Raw genomic sequence first — 23,659 nt, 5'->3', positions numbered from 1 at the left:
TGAAGCAGGGAAATAGCATTAGTAGCCCCGCTCTTACATCCTGCTACCGCTAAGGTATCTAAATCCATTTAGGCAAGGCAAAAATTTTACTATTTAGTTGTTCTTAATGAAAAATTTCTAACGAAGCTTATATGATGTTTTTCCCTTCAAATTGGTTAGAGAATTAATGCAGCTGTTATTATAGCTCGGGATAGCTTGCAGGATTGTCGATGTTCCACTAAACCTTAACATGAGAGCAACAATGAGGAATGGTTATGCCTGCTACACATTCTATAAATAAAGATAACGAATTTGCGCGTTGCTTTGAGTGCAACAAAGTCCCAACCATGGCGCCGTTTCACTGGCTCGCATTAGCGTTTAAAGATATTGCAAATGCGCCATTACTTAGCCTAGTGTATGGACTTATTTTTACCCTTATACCTGCCTTTATCATGTGGTTAGTGTACCAATCAGGTACTCACTTGGTAATTCTGCCTGCCGCTGTCGCCTTTGCGCTTATCGGGCCTGCTTTTGCAGCTGGCTTGTATGATGTCGCGTGGGAGTTGGAAAAGGGCCATAAACCAACATTATCACACAGCCTTAAGTCAATGTTCCGTAATCCGGCTGGCGAGTGGGGGTTTGCGGTGTTACTGATGGTCATTATGATTGTTTGGATGCGCCTAGCTGCGCTTATCCATGCATTATATCCAAATGTTCCGAATCCAACGTTTGAACAACTTTCGGCATTTTTAGCACTCGGCTCGATAGTGGGGGGCATTTTATTGGTGTGTGTATTTGCGATCTCAGCGTTTACTCCACAAATAATGATGGAGCGTCGAGTGGATATTATGACTGCGGTAATAAGCTCAATGCATGCAGTGAAGGAAAATGTCGGCGCTATGGTGGTATGGTGTGGGATCTTAGTGCTTCTGGTGATGCTTGGGTTTGCAACTGGAACGGCTGGGTTTATCGTTATTATGCCGCTGCTAGCGTACGCAAGTTGGCATGGCTATATCGCTGTAATTAAAACAAAAGTGCCACGCCACTACGAATAACTAAACACCCTCTATGAATAAACAACCGCAGCATCAATGCGCATTGTCGGTACTGCGGTTGACTTCCTATTTGAACCTGTTATATGTGCTGCAACAACGACCTAATGAACAGTCAATGTCTTCCGAAAGCGAAGTTAGAGATTGAGAAAACCTTTTGATTTATAAGTTTTTTTATTTTTAATTTATCGCTTTTACTCATTATAAGCCAATCGTATTTTGAGTGTGACGCAAAATATAAAGCGCAATAGTGGAGATTTTTCTGGGTCGCATGATTATGCATATAAGAGGGGATAGCGATGTCTGAGAGCAAAAAACAATTCCATAAAAAACTTGAGCACTGTTTATGCCCGCCGGGTGATGGTGTGTTTACAGTAAACACAGCGAAAGAAAGAAAAGACGCGCTAAGACAAAAGCTATATGGACAAACAGAGGGGGTCGATACGTTATGGAAAGCCTCACTGGAAAAATTGGGCGAAAGTGAACATAAAGCGGCAATTCTTGGGATCAGTTCAGATTGTGGCGGTGGTATTTTACGCGGCGCCAACTGGGGTCCACTATTTTTGCGTTCGACATTAATAGAGCAACAGCCGCAAACGAGCGCGTTTGACCTTGGCGATGTGCGTGTTATTCCACATTTACTACATGACAAATATTTAAACGAGAGCACGATCAGTAATTGTCAAAAGGCACTTTATGCTGACCCTGAGAGTGATTATTACGTCTCACCATTATCTATTACAGAAGATGTGTGTGATGGCTTTTACGAAAATTACCCAGATAAAGGTGTGTTTGGCATTGGTGGTGATCACTCAATCAGCTACCCGTTAACAAAAGCGTATCTTAAAGCAAAGCGTGCTCGTGGTGTAAAAACAGCGATTATCCATTTTGATGCTCACACGGATTTACTTGTTGAGCGCTTAGGTATCGATTTATGCTTTGGCTCTTGGTGTACGCATATCCTAGAGTTTTTACCTGCACCCCATCACTTAGTACAATTTGGGATCCGCTCGAGTGGCAAACCTAAGTCTCATTGGGAATCTACATTCGGCGTTAAGCAGCATTGGGCTCATGAGATCAGAGAGCGTGGTGCACAAGCGATTGTAGATGAAGTTATTGCACAGCTAAAGGCTGACGGTGTTGAAGAGCTTTATGTTAGCTTTGACATTGACGCACTTGATGAAGAGTTTGCTTCTGCAACGGGTACTCCAGAGGCAGGCGGTATGACTCCAGACGAAGCGATGTTAATTCTACAAGCGCTGCGTGGTGAGTTTAAAATCACAGGTGCAGACATGATGGAAATTGCCCCATTTACCGATAGCTCTCTTGTTGGACAAACGAGCTCAGAAACCACGCTTAAAGAAGGTGCTAAGCTGAGTGCATTTCTAATCGATGCTATCAACAATAGCTAAAGTAACTATTAACTCTGTGATAGGCGGGGGGATCCTTGTCTATCAATCATTCGCTTCGATAAATTAGCCATAACTCCCATCTACAAGAAGCCATTCTATCTCTTTAAAAATTGCTCAACCTTTAAGTTAAGACTATATTATTCAAGTAGCTATGGGGAGAGTTTCATGAAGGGTGCACGCTCTTTTGGTCTTTGTATTTTGCTGATGAGTTTCAGTGCGCTTGCCTATACGCTAAATATAGTCACTGAGAACTTTCCTGACTTCCAATACCTTAATGAAAAAGGAGAACTAATTGGGCGTTCAGCGGATAAAGTCAGGGCGGTGCTTGATGACTCTGGCATTGATTACACCATCAACGTACTTTCATGGCCTGCGGCCTATAATGCTGCATTAAGAAAAGAAGATACCTGTGTGTTTTCAACAGCCAGAAATACCATCCGCGAAAATGAGTTTACTTGGGTATTTCCAATTGATACGTTTTCCACCTCTTTTTATGCGCTACGTGAAAGCAAAATCAAGCTGAATAAATTAGAAGATGCGCAAGCTTATCGAACAGCGGTTATCCGAGACAATTTTAGCCACCAATTTTTAATGGAGCATGGTTTTCAAGAAGGAAAACAGCTGATCCTGATTAATTCTTTTGATAAGGTTTTTGAGCTACTCAAGACACGCAAAGACTTTGTTGATTTGGTGATATTAAGTGATGCCCAGTTTAGGTTTCGAAGTGCAAAAGAGCATACGGCTCAATTACTTGAGCCGGTATACACATTAGAGCAGTTTAATACATCACTTTATTTGGCTTGCAATAAAAATGTTCCCAAGCATATTCTTGAAAAGCTTAAGGACACCTACAACGCGCTTTATGCAGCCAAATAAGCTTAGAGAAAGCGGGTTATTTTTTTATATCTGGCCACTGAAAGCCGTGGAAGGTATCTAGATACAGTTGCTCCACTTTGGTTCTTGCCCAAGGTGTGCGACGCAAAAACTTGAGACTAGATTTAACGCTTGGGTTATCTTTGAAGCAGTTGATATCTACGGCGGCAGCCATTTCTTTCCAGCCTAGTTGCTGCTCAAGTTTTACAATGATCTCTTCTAACTTGATACCGTGAAGGGGGTTATTCGCTTGGGTTGTCATCTTTTACTTCTATATAACTTTAGATATTACGCCTAGTTTACCCTAATTTTATCCGAAATTTCAGGTCTTATTGGTGCACCAGACGCGTCAGCTTTTACCCACACAAGTTTGCCATTGTCTTCGTTGTACTTTTTCGTTGCACAGACAAACAGCATGTCAAACTGTAGCAATAGTGCGCCTTCGCTATATGACTTTCCTTCATACCAACAGACTTGCTTTGGTATTTCTCCATATAACCTCAAATCAGTGGGCGTTGTAGCCAAAACAGGCAGTGAGATCAAATTAACAGCGATTAAACAAATTAAAAACTTCATCAAATTTGGTTTTTTGAACTAGAGTGTTAAATGACTATAGAAGAATAAGGAAAAATGACAATGGCATTAGACCAAAAATTGTTGGATGAGTTGACCTTACTAGCTAGATTTCCAAGACATAGTTTGCATCAGGGGATAAAAATTCATAGCAGTGCGCCTGAAGGTATACAAGGTGCAGCGATGCGACTATTTGAAAAAGGGGTCATTGACAGCCCAGATGGGGGTTATTTGACTGATCTTGGTCACGACCTTATTGGCCATTTTGATCATGTCTATAGCGCACTGAAATAACAAACGCTCGTTTGATTGAAAGAGTGATACGCTTAGCATATCACTCTTTTTAATTGGCTTATCGCTTACTTGCCTTATTGTGCGTCTAATTGATTGTCAGGCGCCGCATCAGAAAACGCATCAAGCGTATTACAATATTCGTACACTCGACTGATCTTAGGAAATGCAGTCATATCTACTTTAAAGCGCAGTGCATTAAATACTTGTGGTACTAAACAAACATCCGCGAGTGTGGGCTCCGTGCCAAAGCAAAATTGACCGTCGCCAATCATAGGCTCTAGCTTTTTAAAGCCTTCGATAACCCAGTGGCGATACCACTCATTTTTTTGTTCATCAGATGCGCCTAGCTCACTTGATAGATATTTAAGCACACGTAGGTTATCGATAGGGTGGATATCACAGGCTATGGCGTAGCAAAAGTTTCTTACCTGCGCTTTTTGCCAAGGATCTTGTGGTAGCAATGCTTGGCCAGTTTGGGTTTCTTCTAGCCACTCCAATATCGCTAAAGATTGTGCAAGAACGCCATGCTCAGTTTCCAGAGCCGGTAGTAACCCTTGACCGTTTTTACTTAAATATGCCTCGCCGCTTTGCTCCGATTTAAGCAAGTTTACTGGGACTAACTCGTGGTCTAATCCTTTAAGGTTTAAAGCAATACGCACACGATAGGCTGCAGATGAGCGAAAATAAGTATAGAGTTTCAACATAATCTTTATGCTCCTTTAAAGTACTTTTTAATGCCTTTCCAGCAATCAGCATAGTTAGGCTGACGCGCTTTGCCTTCTAAAGCATACTTAGTTGGAGAGATAATGTAACGTGACTCAAACATAAACGCGAGTGTGTTTTCATAGCGCTGTGGTGCAAGCTCTGCGTTGCTCGCCTTTTCAAATACATCAGCTTCTGGCCCATGAGGAGACATACAGTTGTGTAGACTCATACCACCTGGCACAAAACCATGTTCTTTAGCGTCGTAAACACCTTCGATTAAGCCCATAAACTCACTCATGATATTACGGTGATAATAAGGCGGACGGAATGTATTTTCTGCCACCATCCAGCGCGGTGGGAAGATCACAAAGTCTACGTTTGCAACACCAGGTGTGCCTGATGGAGAAGTAAGTACAGTAAAGATTGACGGATCTGGGTGGTCAAAGCTTACGGTGTTCATTACATTAAATCGCGCTAAATCATATTTGTATGGGGCGCTATTACCTGTCCATGCAACCACATCAAGCGGTGAGTGGCCAATCTCAGAGCGGAACAGATTACCATTAAACTTTGCAACGAGTTCAAAATCGCCTTCTTTGTCCTCAAAGGCGGCAACCGGGTATTGAAAGTCACGTTCGTTGGTATAGCCATTCGCACCAACAGGGCCTCGCTCAGGCAATATATAAGGGTGTCCGTAGTTTTCACAAATATAACCACGCACCGTATCGCTTAAAAGCTCTACACTGAATTTGATACCACGAGGGATAACGGCAATCTCACCTGGTTTAATTGCGAGTTTTCCACACTCAGTGTGTAAAATGAGTTCACCTTGCTGTGGGACGAATAACAACTCGCCATCCGCATTATAGAAATAACGACCTTCCATTGATGCGTTAGCAACGTAAACATGAATACCAATCCCGCTTTGGCCATTGGCACTGCCGTTAGCTGCCATCGTCACTAAGCCATCGATAAAGTCTGTTTTTTCTTGTGGTATATCGATAGGGTTCCAGCGCAACATGGAAGGGGGGGCAACGGCTTCAGTTATTGGTGCCGTGCGCAATAGGCCATTATCCATAGCTTCATATTCACCTTGTAAAACAGAAGGGCGAATACGGTAGAACCAATTTCGACGATTATCAGCACGAGGCGCTGTAAAAGCGGTGGTGTTATATTGCTCTGCATAAAGATCGTATTTTACTTTTTGCGGTGAAAATTGACCAATCGGTAAAGCGCCCGGCAGTGCTTCACTTTCAAATTGATTACCAAATCCAGTTAAATATTGAAGTTCTTGGCTCATGTGTCTCGACTCCTTTGTGTTTTATAGTAAGATACTCTCATGTGAGAGTATTTTCAATATTTGTCATCTAGTCGCTCTGTAAATTTATAGTGACAGTTGGGAGTGTAAAATAATGTCTAAAAATAATGAAAAGCTGCTGAATATAAACGAATTTTTGCCGTATCAGCTCGTTTCACTGTCAACAAAAGTGAGCAATGACTTTGCACACGTCTATGAACAAAAGGGAGAGTTAACGCAGCCACAATGGCGGGTGTTATCACACGCAATACAGAAGGAGGGGATCACCGCTAAGCACATTTGCGAACTGGCAAGCATGGATAAATCAACCGTTTCAAGAGCAATTAAGCAGTTACAAGACAGAGAGTTGATTGAGATGTTAGTGAGTCCAAGTGATAAACGTGCAAAAACTATTGCAGTGACAGAGCAAGGAAGAGCGCTTTATCAAACATTAACGCCGCTTGCATTGGCATGGGAAGCTGAGTTACTTAGTTGTTTTAGCGATGAGCAGAAAGAGAATTTTATTGGGCTGTTAATGACGCTTCAAAGTAAGGTTGAATGAAACGTTAGTTTTCTGGCTTTATAGTTTGCTTTCTGCATATTCCTGTTGCTGTGTGCAGCTATAGCTTTACTGTAAAAAAGGTCAACTAGTGTTGACCAATGAGATATTAACTAATTAAGTGCAAATATTTGATGCTTTAAAAGTAAAACTAATTATTTTCTACTCTATCTAACGTGGCAAGTACACTTCGCGCTTCGCCCACAATATTTGAGATATAATACTCTCTCTTGTTATCGATTCTATCATATAATTCTTCTAAGCCTTCTCGGCTAGGTGGAACAGAAATATAATCTGGTTGCGAACTTTCAAATAGGTCATAAATGACAGCTCGTGATTCAAAACCATCATCTGGGACTAAATTTCCATAAACTTTAGAATGGACATGAGAAGTCGCTTCATTAACTAAAACTTGTAATTTTTTCTTATACTGGCCTGCATAGCTCTTTAAGGTACTTTGACTGATCCGACCTTTGAGGTATAGCTCCGTTTTTATTGCCATCGCGAGAGTTATAACGGTTGCGTAACTTCCTGTTAATAAGAAGAAGTCTTCGTTGCCAGCCTGTTTGAAAATATATTCATTTATCAAGTCTCTTGCCTCGTTATCTAGGCCTGTCAAGTAATAGAAGTCTTCGCTACCACTTGTAAGTAGAGAGTTGTAAAAAGTTATACCATCATCAAGAGAATCAAGATCCGCAAGAGCACGTTTCACATCGGCTTCTAAAATTGAGCTATTTACTATATTCTCAATCTGTTGCAGTGACTCTTGAGATAAGGTGGCATAATTTGGACCTGAGCTACCAAAGATTGCATTCAGCAAGAGGGATGCTATTTTCTTTTTTGCACCTTTTTCAATTTTGTCTAGTATATTGTCCATGAATTGCGCTTGATTAGTCGATTGAATATTAATCGTTTTTTCTCCGACATATTCAGTTTCGTATCCAGCTGCGTTTGCTAATGAAGAAGTTGCTAGAATTGCAAGGGAGATTAACTTAAGTTTCATTTCAAATTTTCCTTTTATAAAAAGAGGGGAAGAACCATTCTTCCCCTCGTGTCAAAACTTAGAAGTTGTAGCGTACGCCGATCTTGATGCGGTAAGTTGAGTCTTCTGCCTCAAATTTACTCTTATCAAGAGAAGTTTCACCTATAATGTACTTACCTGTAGCTTGGTCAATATCCATTTCAATAACACGGTTAGTACCAAAATCTTGAACATGTACCTTACCTGCTGAAGAGTCAATCAGATTAAGTAAATTATTAACTACAAAGTAGACTTCACCTTTATGATCTTTTGTAAAGCCCGGAAGCTCCTGAGAAACATACAGATCCATCGTCGTAGTCCAAGGTGATTTTCCTGCACTGCGGTCAACAAAGCCGCCAGCGTAACCCGATAAGCCAAGTTCTTTGTAGTGAGCTAGTACTTCTGCTTCGGTAATACCTTCATAACGAAGTACATTAGGATCGTTAGCTGTTGGAACATAAGCTAGGTAATTCCCGCCTCGCGCTGCACCATATCCTGTAGGCTGAATAAGGTCTTCATTGAAATATCTCTCATCTGTCAGACTTGTCCATCTCGCAATGTGGCTATACGGCGAACCTGAACGACGTTCAAAGAATAGATTGAAATTCGTTTTATAGTTTTCAATGAACTCTGTTGAGTAGCCAAGATTTAGTACAAAGCGGTGTTCAGTTTCATATGTCGAAGTACCAATTTGTGTTTCTTGATGATCTAAAAAGTGACCATAACGGTAGTTACTACGTGCTGTAGAAGAACCACCAGGGTTACCTTCGGTGATATCTTGATGAGTATAAGACATATCAAACTTAATGCCATTGTCCCACTCTTTAGAAAGACCTGTACTTAATATAATTGAACGGCCATTCTCGTCTGCATTAGTGAGCATAATATCCAGTTCTTTTGTGTTATAGAACGGAAGCTCCCCATCAATTGTAGAGTTCACTTCAGCATCTAGACGATTTGCACCATTAAGAAGTCGAGCATTCACCCACTCTGCAGTATTTTCTTTATCAGTGAAGATTGCTGTCGTTGTCCAAGCGAATCCGTCACCAAGACCTGGGATATCAAGTGTTACATCTGCATTTAGCATATATGTCCACTGTGATGGAATGTCGAAGTTAGGATCGATAAAGTTTGAAACTGAACCGTTATTAGCTTGGTTTATACCATCAATTGCTTCAGGTAAAATATTGTTTAGGATGTTATTCGGTGCTACAAAATCCTTTTTACCAAAGTCTTGTCGGCTTATACCGTCATTTGAATATGAGTTAGATATCCAAACGTTAGGATTACCTCCAGCATAACGACCTACGCTACCACGGATAGTTACGTCTTCGTTCATATAGTAAGTGAAACCTGCACGAGGCAACCAAATGTCAGCGCCGTCTAGGTTATAAGTGTTGTCATAACCTGTACTTTGAAATAATTCCTCGTTGAAAGCAGGCTTGTCGTCAGAGCCTAAACGCTCGTAACGAAGACCAAAGCTAAACGCTAGTTCATCGCTGAAGTCCCAACGGTCATTCACGTATAAAGCTAGGTCTTTACGTTTGAACGCAGCTGCGACTTTACTTGGATCATTACCTACACCATTCGAATATGAATAATCTTTTACTTGGCGTCCTGCAAAGTCTTCAAGACTGTCAAACTCGACAACACCTTTAGAACCATCTAGATAAAGGTTTTCAACGTCTAGAATGTCATACTTAATACCAAACTCTAGTGTATGTTCGTCAAGTAGGTAAGTACCGTCAAACTTGAATGTTGTTAGGTCGTTTTCTAGTGAATTTGAATGACGGCTTTCATCTGAACCAAAGCTAATATCACCTTTTGTTCCATCTCCGTCCACATCTATATTAGATATTTTAATATCACCTAGACCTAAAGCGCTATCAAGTGAAACCTGGCCAGTTTCAACAGACTTGCTTGTGAGACTGATTTGTGTTGAGAAATCATCCGTCCAGTCCGAGTATAGTGTTGAGCTGAAGTTATTTAGTTTCTCTGATTTATTGTACCAATGAGTACTCAAGCGTAGCTCGTTTGAGCTTTGAGTCATGTTGTTTGTGCGGTTACCTTCATTGAACATATATACGAAGTTTGCACGGTGATAGTCGTTGATGTTCCAATCTAGTTTGATGATGTATTTTTCATCTTCCAGTTGTGGTTGTGTGTCTGCACCACCGATGGTATCAACACCATATACTTCAGAAGCAATTTTGCGTACAGCTGCTAAATCGTTTTGTGTGATGTTAGTTTCGTTAGCGCCGATACCTGAACCTGCTGGACCCCACTCAATTGACTGAGGAGATTCATACTTTTCGTAAGCACCGAAGAAGAACAGTTTGTTTTCAATAAGAGGCGCACCGACTGAGAAGCCGTAGTTCTCTTCTTCAAACTCTAGTGGAACTTCTTTACCTTCGTTTTTAGGCGTACCAGCCCAGCTGTCAGTCATTTTCTCATAGAAAACGCTACCAGTGACTTCGTTAGTACCAGACTTAAATACCGCATCAACGTTACCACCAGTAAAGCCACTTGATTTAGCATTTGTTGGTGCTACTTGAACGGTTACTTGGTCAAGTGCGTCTAGAGGGAAGGGGTTACGCTGTGTAGGGTAACCACCAGAGTTAAGACCGAAGTCATCGTTTAGCGGAATACCATCAACAGTAATAGAGTTTGTACGCGGGTTTGAGCCTGCGATTGTCATCGCACTGTCATTACCAGGTTGGATAACAACTAGCGGGTTATTTCTTACTACATCTTTAATATCACGGTTGATACTTGGCGTGCTCTTAATTGCATCTGCACCGTAATAAGTGTCGTTTGCAGATGAGTTAAATAGTACTGGAGTACCAGTAACTACGATAGACTCCATTTGCAATTCGCTTAGCTGCTGGTCAATCTTTTGTGCTTCACCTAGTGATAGGTAAACGTTACGCAGCTCAGCGTCACGGAATTTGTTTGAGTCGATAGTGATGGTATATGGACCACCAACGCGAAGACCTGATGCGTTGTACGTACCAGTGTCATTCGTTGTAACAACGCGGCGTGTACCTGTCGGTTCGTGAACGATGATAATCTTAGTGTCTGCAGCTGGATTACCTTGAGGTCCTACAATCTGTCCTTTAATAGACGAAGATGTATCTGCCGCAACCGCCATGCCACTCATGCCTAAACTTGCAGCGATAGCAAGCGTAAGTGCATTTTTGCGAAGTTGGATTTTCATTATGTTGTTTCCCGTGTTAGTAGGTTATTTTAAACTAATGGTTAACTGTTATTTTATTTGCTGACTTCAATGATGAAACCAGCGGTTTAGAATTAGGATCATAAATTTGGTTTAATAGGCCAGCTAATCTAATGCCACCTTGTTGCAGCCTAAATTTAATTGTTGGCATATATTTATAAATGTAACCGTAACTTATTTCAGTTTCATTGCTGTTATAAACTTTTTCAGCAATATTATTTGACTCAAGCAACCAATCTGCTGGCGAGCTGTCTAAGTATTCAGCAATTATTTCATTATTTGTGGTTTGAATAAAACGTGTAAACTCGGTAAATGAAAGATTCTCATTTTCGATTAATTTGGTGTCCCAAGTGCTGTGTAAGTTTGAATCACTGCCAAAAAACTTTACTTTAATCATGTTACCGCCACGGTCTTTGCCGCGACCTGCGTGAAACGGTTGATGGCTGTCACCTACAAGGTGAACTAGGAAACGGAATGCAAAACGCTTTTCATCAATTGATTTAGATTCTGATTTTAGCGTATTGATGGAATAGTAGATGCCATCTAGGATGTGTTTTACTTTCTCTTTGTCATTCAAATCAGCATGAACGTGCTCATGCATTGCTTTTGGGTTGTCGATGTTGATGTAATGCCACTTCGAAGATTGTTTACGCCAAAACGTGCTTGGATCCGAACGCATCTCATCAGCCCAAGTTGAAATTTCAGCCAGAGAGTCGCCCTCTAATAAAGGTTGAATCGCAACGCGAGTCTGCTCGGTTAAATGTGCCTCAGCCAATTCGCCAATGATCCTATGACCATTTTGACCCCAGGCGTGTGCACTTGACGTCGTGATAGTCATCCCTACAGCGAAAAGTAATGACAAGCTTTTACGTAACATTTGTATCTCTTGTAGAAAAGGGAACAATCTTCCCAACCGAAAAGTGAGGCCAATTGTCCGTATTTTTCAACAAAATAAAAGGACTCAATAAGATTCATAATTTCTTGTCAATAAAGTAATAAATTCATTTGGTTATGAGTTATTAGTAAAATTACCTATTGCAATGAGTAAAGAAAATTGATCTAATAGCGGTCAAGAAAGGATAGGTTATTCCAATTAGTGATACATAGTAACATTTTGACTAGTAAATCAACAATTGTATCTTTGTTGTTTGTAAGCGCATTATTGTGCTGGATTTTAGGGGCTCGATTAATTTCGGTTAAGCCTCTCATTCTTGATCCTGTCGTCCAGTACTCAAATACCTGCAAAACGCGTTCAGTGTCCAATATCAACACGTTAAAAATACATGTTCCGATTAAAAGTCTCGCGTTAGACGTATTAGTTAGAGCGTGTGAAGATGAAGTGGTCACTAGGCAATATGGGCAGGTGAAAGTATATTGGGGAGGAAGTCTCGCTGAGCAAATAGAGTTTCTTGCTAAGGGGATCGCCGATCTTATTTTAACGAAAGACAATATCATGTCGGCTTTGATGGCTGAATCAACGCATAGTTATAAGCCTGTTATCGGTTATCCAGCTTATTCCGCCTTTTTTATCTCAAACACAGAAAAACCTAAATTATCTAAATCGTATTTCTTAGATAAAAAAATAGGTTTGCTTGACTATCCAACAAGTCGCTCTGGCCACATATTACCAAAAAGTGCGTTTAAAGAGTTAGATATCGATATCAATGCGCTCGATATTACCTATTTAAGCTCGCATCAAGCGCTCCGCGATCGGTTAGCTGCTGGCGAGGTTGATATTATAGCTTCTTATTGGTCCGAAGAAGATGAGCCGCGGTTTTCGAAGAATTACATTACGCCAATTGCCGATAATGTTAGTGGCAGTAAATGGTATTTAAAAATGAACAACAATAACACTGATTTAGCTTGTGCAATGCAGGGAATTATTAACCAGGTGGCTCAATTAAGAACATCTAGTTACTTTGATAAGGTAGATAGATACTGGCAATGTGAAGCCTTACCTTATGGCTTTATCGGAGAAGAAGATGGAAATTAGCCAGCGCAATATATCCGTTTTTATTGCTTTGGCGTTATTGTTTAGCGGTATTTTCTACATTTCTCAAAGTATTGAAACTAAGCGGGTTTTGAAGCAACAAAAAGAAGCGGTTGCGCTTCGTGTTGCTATTGATATGAATCGTTTACCTGTCGCAGATCCTTTTTTACATTACGCAGGTAATGAAACTGAGTTAAGAGAATATATAAACTCACTCAATACTGTGTTAGACGCTCAAGATGCCCGTTTAACTGTTCTTGATATTAATACGTCTGGAGCAGGACAGGGTGAAAAAAGTGAAGTGCTAACATTGTCTGCGCCGCATAGAAACTTCTATGTTGCGGTCTCATTAGATGATACCAAACCAAAATCAGCCTATATTTTTCCACTGATTATGGCGTTTATCGGCGTTGCAGTGTTCAACTGGGTGAGAAGAAAAGGTATTGAGGCGAAGGTAAGTTCAAACCAAGCGCTAGAAAAGTTACCGGAATTTAAGCTTGTTATTGATTTGTATTCAAAAACAGTAACGACGAATAGAGACAAACTAGTAAGTGTCCAGCTTGCCAACAAACCATTATGCTTCTATTTAGCGCTTGTTGAGTTTTGCGATGTAAATCCCGATACTGTTCTCAATCAAAACAAAGAGATGCCAAAGGAGTTGTTGGATCTCGCTGATAAATATTTTTACCGTTTAGTTGAGCTTGGGCATACCATTAGAAAACGACCCAACTTTACTAATAGTTTAGAAAAAACATTAAGTGAAATTAGAGCTGCACTGGATGAGGTATTAGACGCATTTCCTGAAAAAAAGGTGCTGTTTTATCCGCCGAAGGCGCATGGAGAAGGGTCTCGTTCTAAACTACATAGTTACGGACTGAGTGGAGTGAAAAAGTCAGATATTGATATTATTGGTAAATAGAATGAATGCATATAAGGCGGTGCATCACACCGCTTTATATGAGGGCCTTTTTATAAATCCACGGCCTTTATAGGGCTCTTCTTTTGGAAGTAATCTTTGAGGACCTGTGCATCAGTTAGGTCGGTAGCGGTATATTCTGGAAGATGATTAATTTTTGGATAACCGTCACCACCAGATGCGTTATAACTATTCACACTCATACGGTAGGTCTTACCGTCAGTCAATGACTCGCCCGCTATGCGAACATTGGTTACCTTATCGTTCTTGATATCAAACGTAATATGGTGGAACTGTAAGTAAGCACCAGAGTCTGGTGGGAACTTGGCGACAATGTTTAAGTAGTTAATTAGGTCGCTTGCTTTCCAGTCTATATAAGTAATTCGATTTTTAAATGGATGAACTTTCAGCACATCTTTGTAGCTGACATCACCTTGCTCTATGCTATCTCGGATCCCGCCGCCGCTTATAATGCCAAAGTCTGCTTCGACAGCTGCCATTTGCGCGTTAATGATAAGATCTGCGAGGTTGCTTTGCTTAAATCTAACTGTACTGCGACGGCCATCTAAGAAACTATCAACGTATCCCACAGCACCAGCTATTTGCGCTTGCCCTTTTTCTTGAAAAGGTGTTAAAAAAGCGAGCATTTGAGGATCTTCTTGAATAGTTTCACCAATCACAGAACCCGCTTTATTTTTTAAGTTCACTGGGATTAAGTTATAGCTAATCAAGGTTTTTGTATCACCATCAACCCTAAATACAGCTTTACCCACATACTTACCCCACTCATGTGCTTGCATAATCCAAACACCATTTTGATTATCAGGCTTACATGTTTTGCCAGGAGCAAAAGCGGTGTCCTCGTTACCATTTTCGTCTACACAGACAGGTTCTTGAGAATGTCCACCAACTATCAAATCAAGCATACCTTTGGGAAGTCGGCGAGCAAGCGTTACATCACCGGGTGCATTGATACCATGATTGGCACCGTGATAGTGACCCATATGTGTGACAGCAATCATTACATCTGGATGATATTTGGCTTTGATCTTAGGTACCCAGTTTTCTGTGGCTGCTAAAGGCTCAATAAAAGTAAGGCCATGAACATGTTTTGGATTGGCAATTTTAACGGTATCAATTGTCGTAAGTCCAAGGACTGCAATGGTCAATCCTGCACGTTCAATAATTGTGTAAGGCTCGTATGCTGGCATTTGATTTGTATTATCAAGAATATTTGCTGACAGTACTGGGAAGCTTGCCCACTCAATTTGTTTGGCTAGTACATCTCGAGTGTTATCAAATTCATGGTTACCAATTGCCATGGCATCGTAACCGAGTTTACTCATTCCCTTAAAATCAGGTTCGGCAAACTGTAAATCAGATTCTGGTACACCCGTGTTTATATCGCCTCCAGAAAGCAATATAACGGCATGTCCAGCTTTCTCTGCATCACTCTTTAATTGGTCAATTAAGGTTTTTCTGGCTGCCATACCATATTCACCTTTTTCATTTTGCCAAAAACGACCATGATTATCGTTGGTGTGTAATACGGTTAGGTATTCTGCTTGTTGCGACTGCTTAGGAGAGGAAAAATGGCATGCTGATAATAGCAAAGCCGTTGAAAGAATAAGTAAGTTGCGCATAATTTAGAAGCTATTTGATAAATTATGCGCGTATTCTAGATCATTATAATTATTTTAATAGTGCTAACACTCAAAATTGCTATATTTTCTGGCGTTTTGTGCCACCGCAGATACTCTTCTGTCCAGTTCAAACTTTGCTAACTCGCATTTTGCATGGTCTGTTTCTATCATCCAGTTTAAAAAGCTAGCTGGCAGCGTGGAATATGGTTCTCCAGCATGAAGTCCAAAATCGCAGATATCATTATCCTGTTTCATCTATGTGCCCCTGTTGTTCTTTTTGCCATCGCCATGCTAACAAATTGGCTCAGAGATTAAAGAACAATTAGCTAAAACGGATGGCATTTTTATTATTTTTAGTTATATAAGTGTTAAAAGTAATGTGATCCACTGCAACACAATGAAGGCACACCCTGCAAGGTAGAGGCGAAAACGTGTTCGAATATGATTACTACCGATATGAACATAGGCATGTGCAATACGACTAATTACAAACAGTAGGGCGAATATGCTGAACCACAACGTAACAAGTTTCATTGCGAGTGCGGCAAGAGAAACCACAAAAAACAACACGGGAATTTCGAACTGATTAGTAAAGTTTCTAGATGCCAGAATGACTTCTTCAGGCGCGTTGTCGAGCGCCATGGTTTTGAACTGATCAAACTGGATCTGTTTCTCTCGCGCAGCTTTAAATCGACGTTTACCCATTATGACCATGATAACTAAGGTCAGTAGAGTTTGTAATAATAGCGCAGCGAGCAGTAAATAAATGGATGTCGGCATAGGTTCCTCAGTTTACGAAGTGTTACAAAACAAAAAATTTCTATATTGCAAAAGCTTAGTCGAATGACGATGATAGTCTGGTTCCAAAAAGTAATTATCACAATAATGGATTGTTTTATGAAAAAGCTATTCGCAATTAGCACACTTACCTTAGCAGTTTTGACTGGATGTGGTACAACTTCTTCACTCAATCATTCAGACACGACTGAGAATCTTCTTTCTGAGCAACTGGTTGTAAGTCCTAATGATGATAGACAATATCAAACGTTAACCTTGGAAAATGGCATTGAAGTCATTTTGGTATCAGATCCTTCTGTATCGAAGTCAGCGGCAGCGCTGAGTGTTGGCGTTGGTCTACTACACGATCCTATGTCTCAGCAAGGGATGGCGCACTATCTTGAACATATGCTATTCCTTGGTACAGAAAAATATCCGGATAGCAAAGGTTATTCTGAGTTCATGACCAAAAACGGTGGGGCACACAATGCTTACACTTGGCTGGATATTACTAATTATATGTTCAAAGTGAACAACGATGCCTATGACGAGGCATTAGACAGATTTTCCGACTTCTTTAAATCTCCAAAGCTTTACCCTGAGTACACAGAAAAAGAAAAAAATGCAGTAAACGCAGAGTGGTCGATGCGTCGTGAAATGGACTTTTTTGGTCAATTTAAACTTGCACGAAACATGATGGGAGAGCATCCAGCTAACCGCTTTCTTATTGGTAACCTAGAAACGTTAGGTGATAAAGAAGGTAGCAAACTACACCAAGAGACCGTTGCTTTTTATGATAAGTACTACTCTGCGAACATCATGAAGTTAGCCATGATTTCTAACGAGCCGATTGAGCAGATGGTGGCAAAAGCGAAAAAGCATTTCACGACAATCAAGAATAAAAACATCGAGAAGCCAGAGGTTAAACAATCTCTTAACTTCGATAACGTTGGGAAAAAGCTGGTCCATTATAAACCAAATGAAGACGTTAAGACGCTACAGCTTGATTTCACTATCAAAAACAACGCAAGTGCGTTTGCGGTTAAACCGAACTATTTCATTACCTATCTTCTAAGTAATGAAATGGCGGGTAGCCCTGCTCAAGTACTAAAAGATAAAGGCTTAATCTCATCGTTAAGTGCATTTGCGACACCGAATAGTTATGGTAACTACGGCACATTACAGATTGATATTCAGTTAACCGATGAGGGCTTAAAGCAACGCGAGTTAATTACAGGTACGGTACTTGATTATATCGATATGATCCGTGATAAAGGAGTCGATAGCCGTTACTTCAAGGAAATCCAAACGTCGCTAAATAATCAATTTAGGTTTTTAGAAAAAGGCGATGAATTTGGTTACGTCAGTAACCTTGCGGATAGCATGCAGCATTACCCAATGAACCACGCTATCAATGCGAGCTACTACTATGCGCAGTTTGATGCTGATGCTGTTAATGCCGTCTTGAAGCAATTAACACCTGAGCAAATGCGAGTATGGTATATCAGTAAAGATGAACCTACTGATGCAAAACTACACTTCTATGATGGTGAATATCAGATTGTAGACTTAAAACGCAGCGATTTTGATAAATGGAAAGAAGAGGCAAATTTCGATTTAGCACTTCCTAGTGTAAATACCTTGCTACCTGAAAACTTCGCACTGAAAACATCTGCGGATGATGCGAAAAAGGGTGTTCAGAAGGTTATTGATGCGGATGGCGTAACGGTTTGGCATGCTGCGAGTGAGCGTTTCTACCAACAGCCTAAAGGTAGTCTGAAAATTTACGTCAATAACCCAAGTGCATTAAAAGACATCAAAACTGAGGTTGCACTGTCGATTTGGGCTGATTTATACCGTTTGGATAAAGCAAAGTTAATGACGGAAGCGAGCATAGCGGGTATGCATCTTGGGCTGACTCCTGCAAATGGGATAATGCTAGATATTTCGGGTTTTACTGATAAGCAAGCTTTATTAATAAAGGATGCGCTCTCTGGTGTTCGTGTAGAAACGAATAAACGAGCATTTGACCAAGCCATTGATCGTTATGTACGTGGCATTAAAAACCAAGAGAAAGAATTCCCATTCAGACAAGCTTTCGGTGTTTATCAAAAGCTTATCCGTTCAGGAAGTTATGATGATTCTGCATTGATATCAGCAGCTAAATCTTTGACTCTGGCCGACTTAGATAAAGTGCAAAATCAAATTCTGACGAATAATCAAGTTCGTGTTTTTGCCTATGGCAACTACGATAAAGCCGATTTGCAAACAGTAAAAGAGACGCTTGATAATGCGCTGCCTAAACGCCAAAAAGTGACCAAGTACGCACGTGCTAAATATTGGCAACCAGAGCAAAAGCAGACACTTGTATGGCAGCAAGACATTGATGTTGCTGATGTTGCTGTAATCGATTTTGCAGTGCACCCAATCAAAGGCTATGCGCAAAAAGCGGCGGCGATGGTGCTTCAAGGGCACTTAAGAACGGCGGCATTTGAACGTCTGAGAACCGAAGAGCAGCTAGCCTATGCGGTTGGTGCAACGAGTGTTGCTATTGACGAATATTCAGCGCTAGGTTTCTATATTCAAACACCAGTAAAAGATGCTAAAAGCATGCAAGCTCGTTTTGATGCGTATAAAGATGAATACGCTAAAGACTTAGCTGCGTTAGATGAGGCAACATTCGAGCAGTTAAAAAATGCAGTGTTAGTCTCATTAACCGAAGAGCCAAAAAACCTTTCTGAAGAACTACAACCGTTAATAGGCGATTGGTTCAAAGAAAATATGGCATTTGACTCCGAAGCTAAGTTAATCGCCGCAGTTCAAGCGGTCACATTAGAAGATATTAAAGCGTACTATCAGCAAACTGTAATGAACACCGATGCTGCTAGATTAAATATTCAATTACGTGGCGCTAAGTTCCAAGCTGAGCCGTTTGCAGATTTACCTAAGCAAACTAAGCTAGACTCAGTTGAGCAAATGTATAAAAACGTCAAGTTTCAACAGTAACCTGTCGGTATTTCAATAGTAATTAAAAGCTGGGCAAATTCGTTTCCCAGCTTTTTTATTCGCTTATGTAAATGCTAAAGTTCCTATGGAAGTTAATTAACCTGAGCTGCGGATAATTAATGCCTTTCTAGCAGCCAGTTTTAGCGCTAACTGCGTTGAATTCACTTCCAATAGCCAGCTATTGGTGCGTAAATTCGCCTTGCCTACAGGATGTAGGTACCTTAGCGAGAGCAGGACGCGGAAGCGGTGTTTTCCCTAAAACTCTCTGGCTAGACAAGGAAAAAACTAAGTTGTGCTTTAGAAACAATGAGTTGGAACATTCCTTATCCAAACCTCAGGTTAATTATGATATTTTTGGAGGCAGAATGACGATAGCGACGGGAGAACGGATCTTTTTAAGGAAAGCAACTTTAAATGATGCCGGCTTTTTACTCAGGCTTTTGAATCAAAAAAGCTTTATCGATAACATCCGCGATAAAGGCATAAAAACGCAACAACAAGCTGAGGAGCATATCGAGCAAGCTTACCTTATTCCCTATCAAATTGGTACGCCCGCAGCTTACATCGTTGTAGAAGCAAGCAGCAACACTAGTATCGGATTGTGTGGTTTATATCAAAGACCTTTTTTTAATATTCCAGACTTAGGTTATGCGCTTTTAGATGAGTTCACCGGAAAAGGCTATGCGTCTGAGGCCGTTAGGTTACTTATGGAATATGCGAAATTAGAACAAAGCTACACCAAGCTAGCTGCTATTACATTAGAAAGCAACAGCAACAGTATTAACCTACTTAGCAGAGTGGGATTTAGTCGTATTGGTAAAATTATAATTGATAACGACTTAACACCTGTAGTGGTGTTTGAGTACCAACTATAAACGCAGACTTATTTGTGCAGTTAGTTGGTTAAAGTTTTGTTGATGTGCAGATACAAGTGCACTAAAGCCATCTTGCTCAAGCGTTGTTTCAAATTGGAATGGTTGCACTTGAGTTAGTTGATAGCTCCCTTCTTTGTATTGGTAAAGATACCAAGTCCCGCTCATCACAGCGCCTTTGTCAAAGTGTCCTGCAAACTCGTTAATTTCTACAACGAGACGTTGATGTTCTTGCGAGTTGCGATAAAACTTATCGCTTTTAATTGCAGTGGTTTGGTTGGTTGCATTTAATGCGTTTACTAAGTTCCACGTCAGCATATCTGAAGGTGGCTGAGCCCAAAAATGAAAATTAGCGATATTTACTTTGTTCTCTGGTTGATATTGCACTAAAGCTTGCTGATCAAACAATTCAATTAACTGCACTTTATCAACCAAAAGAACGTGATTGAGCCCAACTTGCTTTTCGTCAGCGACACTCTTTGCTCCTAACTGATAATAACTAACCGGCTGCGATGGATTCGTTATACATCCCGTTAAACAAAATAAAAGCAAAAATGTCGCTAAGCCAGTCTTCATTTATTTTTCCTCGGGAGTGGATCTGTACCGCTCTCTTTATTGAAAATAAGCATATTCGGTTGTTCATTCAACCCTTTAGAAATAGGCTTTAAGCGATTTGACAAACTTTCAAGTTCTTCAAGGGTATTACTAAGTTGATCCATAACACCCGAACCTTTTTGGTACTGAGTCATGGTTTGCTCAAATTGCTTCAAGCTTGATGTGAGCTGGCTTAACGTATCTTTTAAGCTCGTTAAATTACCGCCAACCTTGTCTGTTATCTTGTTATTATTAATAGACTCTACGAGTTGATTCATTTCCATTGCTAGTAACCTGTGTTGCTGAAGGGCACCTTCTAGTTCCTTAACAGTTGTTTCAAGAGGTAACCCATTTAACTTGTTCAGTAAGCTTGTGACCTGTTCAGAAAGTGCTGTAATACCGCTCGGAACGCTGGGTAATACAGGATAAATAGTCGTTTTGTTTGAACTAACGACTTCTGCACTTGGATAAAAGTCTAACTCTATATATACCGCACCCGTTAACAAATTGCCACTTTTTAGTGACGCTCTAAGGCCGCTACTAATCCATTTGTCTATATTTTCTGACCAATATGTTTGTGCAAGCTGCGCATCTTCGTAAATGCGGCCGTACTCAATTTTAACCAGTACAGGCACAGAAGTGTTATTTTGTTGAAAGTATAAAGGTCTATCGTCGCTAACACCAGTCGCAGGAACTTGTTCTATCGTGCCAATTCGCATACCTCGATATTCAATTGGTGCACCAGCTCGAAGTCCTCGAATTGATTGCTCAAACTCAATGAGATAGTAATCAAAGTGATCAAAACGTTGCTCTAAAGCCATTGCAAAGTTTTTGTGTAAGGCGTAGGTTTTGTTTTCGAGCGCTACTGTGCCGCTTGGCATAGTTGGTGGATAGTCAACAGAAATCCCACCCTTGATCATCTTTGCTAGCGATCCTGTTGACACTTCAACGCCTTCCGTTGATAGTTTAAAATCAATGCCTGAGCTAATCCAGAAAATAGCGTTGTCTGTGATAAGCGTATCGTATGGCGAATAGATAAAAATACCATATTCCATTTTTAAGCTTTCGACACTAAAGTGTGCAGACTCAACCTGACCCACTTTATAATTGCGGAAAAAAATACTGGAGCCAACGTCTAATACTTCAGCATCTGAAGCCACGAGTTGATAGCGCTTTCCTTGCACCTCTGAGCCAATTAATGCAGGTTCATCCATTAAGGTGAAGATGCTCGAACGTGTTTTTGCGTCACCAGGGGAGAGCTCTATATATACGCCAGAGAGTAGCGTATTCATGCCTGAGATGCCGGATTCATCAATTCTAGGTTTTACTACCCAAAACGTAGAATCTTCAGCCAATAAATCACGGTAGGGCTGTAAAATCCTAACTTTTGCAACCACTGCATTTTGTTCTAATTCAAGCTTTAATGACTCGACTAACCCGACCTTAACGCTTTTTACTCTCACTTCAGTTTTGCCGGCAATAATGCCATCTGCGTCAGTCATTTTTATAAAAATAGTGTGGCCTTTATTTGCCTGATGTTGATATAACATCCAGCCTGTGATGAGCAACGCGATAATTGGAATAATCCATATCACTGAAAACGTTGGTTTGTCTTCTATATCAGCTTGAGTAGTCATTGATTATTTTTATCCCACAATAATCTTGGATCAAAACTATTAACGGCTGCGATTTGGCAAAGCACCATCAAAGTAAAAAACACGATACCAATTTCCGGTTCGACATTTAGCACCGTACCGAGCTGTACCAGAGACACTAAGATAATCACGACAAACACATCAATCATGGACCAGCGGCCAATGAATTCGAGCAAGCGGTACACTTTTGTTGCTGTGATTGGGTCTTTTGGTTTTTTAACTCGTACAAGTAAGTAACTCAATAGTAACGCTTTTGCGATAGGAATACATATACTTGCGAGAAAAATAAGTGTTGCTATAGGATAAGAACCGGCTTCCCAAAGCACTTGAACGCCTGAAAAAATCGTTGCAGGCGTATGGAGCCCGAGACTAATGGTATCCATGATGGGTAGAAAATTAGCAGGTATAAGTAGCACGACGCTGGTGAGCATCCAAGCTAAGCTTTTTTGCGTTGATTGGGACTTTCGGTATTTTAGTTTAGCGTAGCAGCGCTGACACTTTTCACCTTCACCCAAAAAGCCACAAACCTTGCAACGTTTTAGCGTAGAAGATAAATTCTTCGGTTCCACTAGGTGACGATTACATTGAGTCTGATTACGCCACATATACTCGTGATCAAAAAGTGAGAGCGCTTCAATAAAACACAAAACGAACAGAATATAGGCCCAAAACCCAAGGCCCATCTCTAATTCAGCGAAAGACATTAATTTAAAAGCGCTTACGAGCACGGCGACTAAAAATATATCCGTGAGATTAAGCGGTTTCAGTGCTGAAAGTAATTTGGCTAAATGCCGGGCATTGTGCGCATTGATGATTTGCCAATACTCGGTGTGCGCAAGCAGTAGCAAGGAGCATACTGCAACAGGCATAACTAAAATAGTGAAGGCAAATAATCCAGCAAGAAAATAGCTGTAATGTTCAGCTAACAATATGAGCGCTTGCCAGAGGCTCACAACTTGAGTGATACCGTGTTGCGTGTAGGAAATAAAGTCTGGAAATAAGCTCGCGAATAAAAATAGTAATGCAGAAAAGCTGAAGGCTTGTACTAATTGGTTTTGATGTCCTTGTACATGACACAACACGCATCGACAGTTTGGGCACACCGCACGCTTTTGGGACTCGATAGAGTCTATTTCAACAAGCGTATCGCATTCAGGGCAAGCTGTAATCACACAAAAATCCGTTGATTTTCTTTTATGCTAGTTT

Annotated in this window: 22 protein-coding genes; 9 read left to right on the top strand and 13 right to left on the bottom strand. The window is 40.6% G+C overall.

Annotated elements, in window-relative coordinates:
- The first annotated feature begins 254 nt into the window (after positions 1–254).
- The 3 genes from NO992_RS01115 to NO992_RS01105 all read left to right on the top strand — a co-directional run bounded on the left by NO992_RS01115 (position 255) and on the right by NO992_RS01105 (position 3,319).
- Positions 255–1,034, top strand: coding sequence for a DUF2189 domain-containing protein (locus NO992_RS01115; RefSeq protein WP_010373139.1), 780 nt, complete (start codon positions 255–257; stop codon positions 1,032–1,034).
- A 296-nt stretch (positions 1,035–1,330) separates the two neighbouring features.
- Entirely contained in the window at positions 1,331–2,443 is a 1,113-nt protein-coding gene (locus NO992_RS01110; RefSeq protein WP_010373136.1) for an arginase family protein, read from the top strand.
- Positions 2,444–2,608: 165 nt separating this feature from the next.
- Positions 2,609–3,319, top strand: a complete 711-nt coding sequence (locus tag NO992_RS01105; protein WP_017216708.1) for a transporter substrate-binding domain-containing protein — start codon at positions 2,609–2,611, stop codon at positions 3,317–3,319.
- Between the two features lie 16 nt (positions 3,320–3,335).
- Here the strand turns inward: NO992_RS01105 and NO992_RS01100 are convergent, their stop codons facing one another.
- Together NO992_RS01100 and NO992_RS01095 are read right to left on the bottom strand one after the other, a co-directional pair.
- Complete coding sequence (locus NO992_RS01100) at positions 3,336–3,578, bottom strand: VF530 family DNA-binding protein (protein ID WP_017216709.1); 243 nt, start codon at positions 3,576–3,578, stop codon at positions 3,336–3,338.
- 32 nt (positions 3,579–3,610) lie between these two features.
- The gene (locus NO992_RS01095; RefSeq protein ID WP_010373124.1) at positions 3,611–3,892 is read right to left on the bottom strand and encodes a DUF1496 domain-containing protein; all 282 of its coding nucleotides are present in this window, start codon (positions 3,890–3,892) and stop codon (positions 3,611–3,613) included.
- Between the two features lie 60 nt (positions 3,893–3,952).
- On the opposite strand from NO992_RS01095, the gene NO992_RS01090 reads away from it, so the two are divergent.
- Positions 3,953–4,183, top strand: coding sequence for a TIGR02647 family protein (locus tag NO992_RS01090; RefSeq protein ID WP_010373121.1), 231 nt, complete (start codon positions 3,953–3,955; stop codon positions 4,181–4,183).
- A gap of 74 nt (positions 4,184–4,257) precedes the next feature.
- Here NO992_RS01090 and maiA read toward each other — a convergent pair whose 3' ends face one another.
- Positions 4,258–4,884 carry a maleylacetoacetate isomerase gene (gene maiA, locus NO992_RS01085; protein ID WP_026000885.1) on the bottom strand — a complete coding sequence of 209 codons (627 nt, stop codon included), beginning with the start codon at positions 4,882–4,884 and terminating at the stop codon, positions 4,258–4,260.
- Positions 4,885–4,892: 8 nt separating this feature from the next.
- On the bottom strand, positions 4,893–6,188 hold the full coding sequence (hmgA, locus tag NO992_RS01080; RefSeq protein WP_371373639.1) for a homogentisate 1,2-dioxygenase: 1,296 nt from the start codon (positions 6,186–6,188) through the stop codon (positions 4,893–4,895).
- 112 nt (positions 6,189–6,300) lie between these two features.
- On the opposite strand from hmgA, the gene NO992_RS01075 reads away from it, so the two are divergent.
- Positions 6,301–6,747 carry a MarR family winged helix-turn-helix transcriptional regulator gene (locus tag NO992_RS01075; protein ID WP_371373636.1) on the top strand — a complete coding sequence of 149 codons (447 nt, stop codon included), beginning with the start codon at positions 6,301–6,303 and terminating at the stop codon, positions 6,745–6,747.
- 148 nt (positions 6,748–6,895) lie between these two features.
- Here NO992_RS01075 and NO992_RS01070 read toward each other — a convergent pair whose 3' ends face one another.
- The 3 genes from NO992_RS01070 to NO992_RS01060 are packed head-to-tail and all read right to left on the bottom strand — an operon-like array spanning position 6,896 to position 11,877.
- Positions 6,896–7,747 (bottom strand): hypothetical protein, encoded by an 852-nt coding sequence (locus NO992_RS01070; RefSeq protein ID WP_138527174.1) that lies wholly within the window; start codon positions 7,745–7,747, stop codon positions 6,896–6,898.
- A gap of 58 nt (positions 7,748–7,805) precedes the next feature.
- Positions 7,806–10,982: a TonB-dependent receptor domain-containing protein gene (locus NO992_RS01065; protein WP_371373633.1), complete on the bottom strand. Its 3,177-nt coding sequence runs from the start codon at positions 10,980–10,982 to the stop codon at positions 7,806–7,808.
- Positions 10,983–11,016: 34 nt separating this feature from the next.
- Positions 11,017–11,877, bottom strand: coding sequence for a S1/P1 nuclease (locus tag NO992_RS01060; protein ID WP_017216714.1), 861 nt, complete (start codon positions 11,875–11,877; stop codon positions 11,017–11,019).
- A gap of 237 nt (positions 11,878–12,114) precedes the next feature.
- Here NO992_RS01060 and NO992_RS01055 point away from each other — a divergent pair, with 237 nt between their 5' ends.
- Both NO992_RS01055 and NO992_RS01050 read left to right on the top strand, forming a co-directional pair.
- A complete protein-coding gene (locus NO992_RS01055) occupies positions 12,115–12,993 on the top strand; it encodes a PhnD/SsuA/transferrin family substrate-binding protein (protein WP_371373630.1) in 879 nt (292 codons plus the stop codon).
- Complete coding sequence (locus tag NO992_RS01050) at positions 12,983–13,909, top strand: hypothetical protein (protein ID WP_371373627.1); 927 nt, start codon at positions 12,983–12,985, stop codon at positions 13,907–13,909. Before NO992_RS01055 ends, NO992_RS01050 begins: the two co-directional genes overlap by 11 nt.
- 50 nt (positions 13,910–13,959) lie before the next feature.
- Here the strand turns inward: NO992_RS01050 and ushA are convergent, their stop codons facing one another.
- The 3 genes from ushA to NO992_RS01035 form a co-directional block, all read right to left on the bottom strand.
- The gene (gene ushA / locus NO992_RS01045; protein WP_371373624.1) at positions 13,960–15,549 is read right to left on the bottom strand and encodes a bifunctional UDP-sugar hydrolase/5'-nucleotidase UshA; all 1,590 of its coding nucleotides are present in this window, start codon (positions 15,547–15,549) and stop codon (positions 13,960–13,962) included.
- Positions 15,550–15,612: 63 nt separating this feature from the next.
- Positions 15,613–15,804 (bottom strand): hypothetical protein, encoded by a 192-nt coding sequence (locus NO992_RS01040; RefSeq protein WP_010605345.1) that lies wholly within the window; start codon positions 15,802–15,804, stop codon positions 15,613–15,615.
- Positions 15,805–15,906: 102 nt separating this feature from the next.
- Positions 15,907–16,329 carry an MAPEG family protein gene (locus NO992_RS01035; RefSeq protein ID WP_010373104.1) on the bottom strand — a complete coding sequence of 141 codons (423 nt, stop codon included), beginning with the start codon at positions 16,327–16,329 and terminating at the stop codon, positions 15,907–15,909.
- Positions 16,330–16,446: 117 nt separating this feature from the next.
- Between NO992_RS01035 and NO992_RS01030 the strand changes: the two genes are divergently transcribed.
- On the top strand, positions 16,447–19,332 hold the full coding sequence (locus NO992_RS01030) for an insulinase family protein (RefSeq protein WP_371373621.1): 2,886 nt from the start codon (positions 16,447–16,449) through the stop codon (positions 19,330–19,332).
- Between the two features lie 365 nt (positions 19,333–19,697).
- A complete protein-coding gene (locus tag NO992_RS01025; protein WP_371373617.1) occupies positions 19,698–20,207 on the top strand; it encodes a GNAT family N-acetyltransferase in 510 nt (169 codons plus the stop codon).
- Here NO992_RS01025 and NO992_RS01020 read toward each other — a convergent pair.
- The 3 genes from NO992_RS01020 to NO992_RS01010 are packed head-to-tail and all read right to left on the bottom strand — an operon-like array spanning position 20,202 to position 23,625.
- Positions 20,202–20,780 carry a membrane integrity-associated transporter subunit PqiC gene (locus tag NO992_RS01020; protein ID WP_371373614.1) on the bottom strand — a complete coding sequence of 193 codons (579 nt, stop codon included), beginning with the start codon at positions 20,778–20,780 and terminating at the stop codon, positions 20,202–20,204. The two genes, NO992_RS01025 and NO992_RS01020, sit on opposite strands and share 6 nt — an antisense overlap.
- On the bottom strand, positions 20,777–22,435 hold the full coding sequence (pqiB, locus tag NO992_RS01015) for an intermembrane transport protein PqiB (protein WP_371373611.1): 1,659 nt from the start codon (positions 22,433–22,435) through the stop codon (positions 20,777–20,779). The genes NO992_RS01020 and pqiB overlap by 4 nt, the downstream gene beginning before the upstream one ends.
- Positions 22,432–23,625, bottom strand: coding sequence for a PqiA/YebS family transporter subunit (locus NO992_RS01010; protein WP_371373608.1), 1,194 nt, complete (start codon positions 23,623–23,625; stop codon positions 22,432–22,434). The genes pqiB and NO992_RS01010 overlap by 4 nt, the downstream gene beginning before the upstream one ends.
- Positions 23,626–23,659: the final 34 nt, after the last annotated feature.

The sequence above is a fragment of the Pseudoalteromonas sp. DY56-GL79 genome, assembly GCF_041414765.1.
GTDB classification, from domain to species: domain Bacteria; phylum Pseudomonadota; class Gammaproteobacteria; order Enterobacterales; family Alteromonadaceae; genus Pseudoalteromonas; species Pseudoalteromonas piscicida.
The sequence above is the reverse complement of the archived record's forward strand: the minus strand, read 5'-3'. Positions and strand labels throughout refer to the sequence as shown.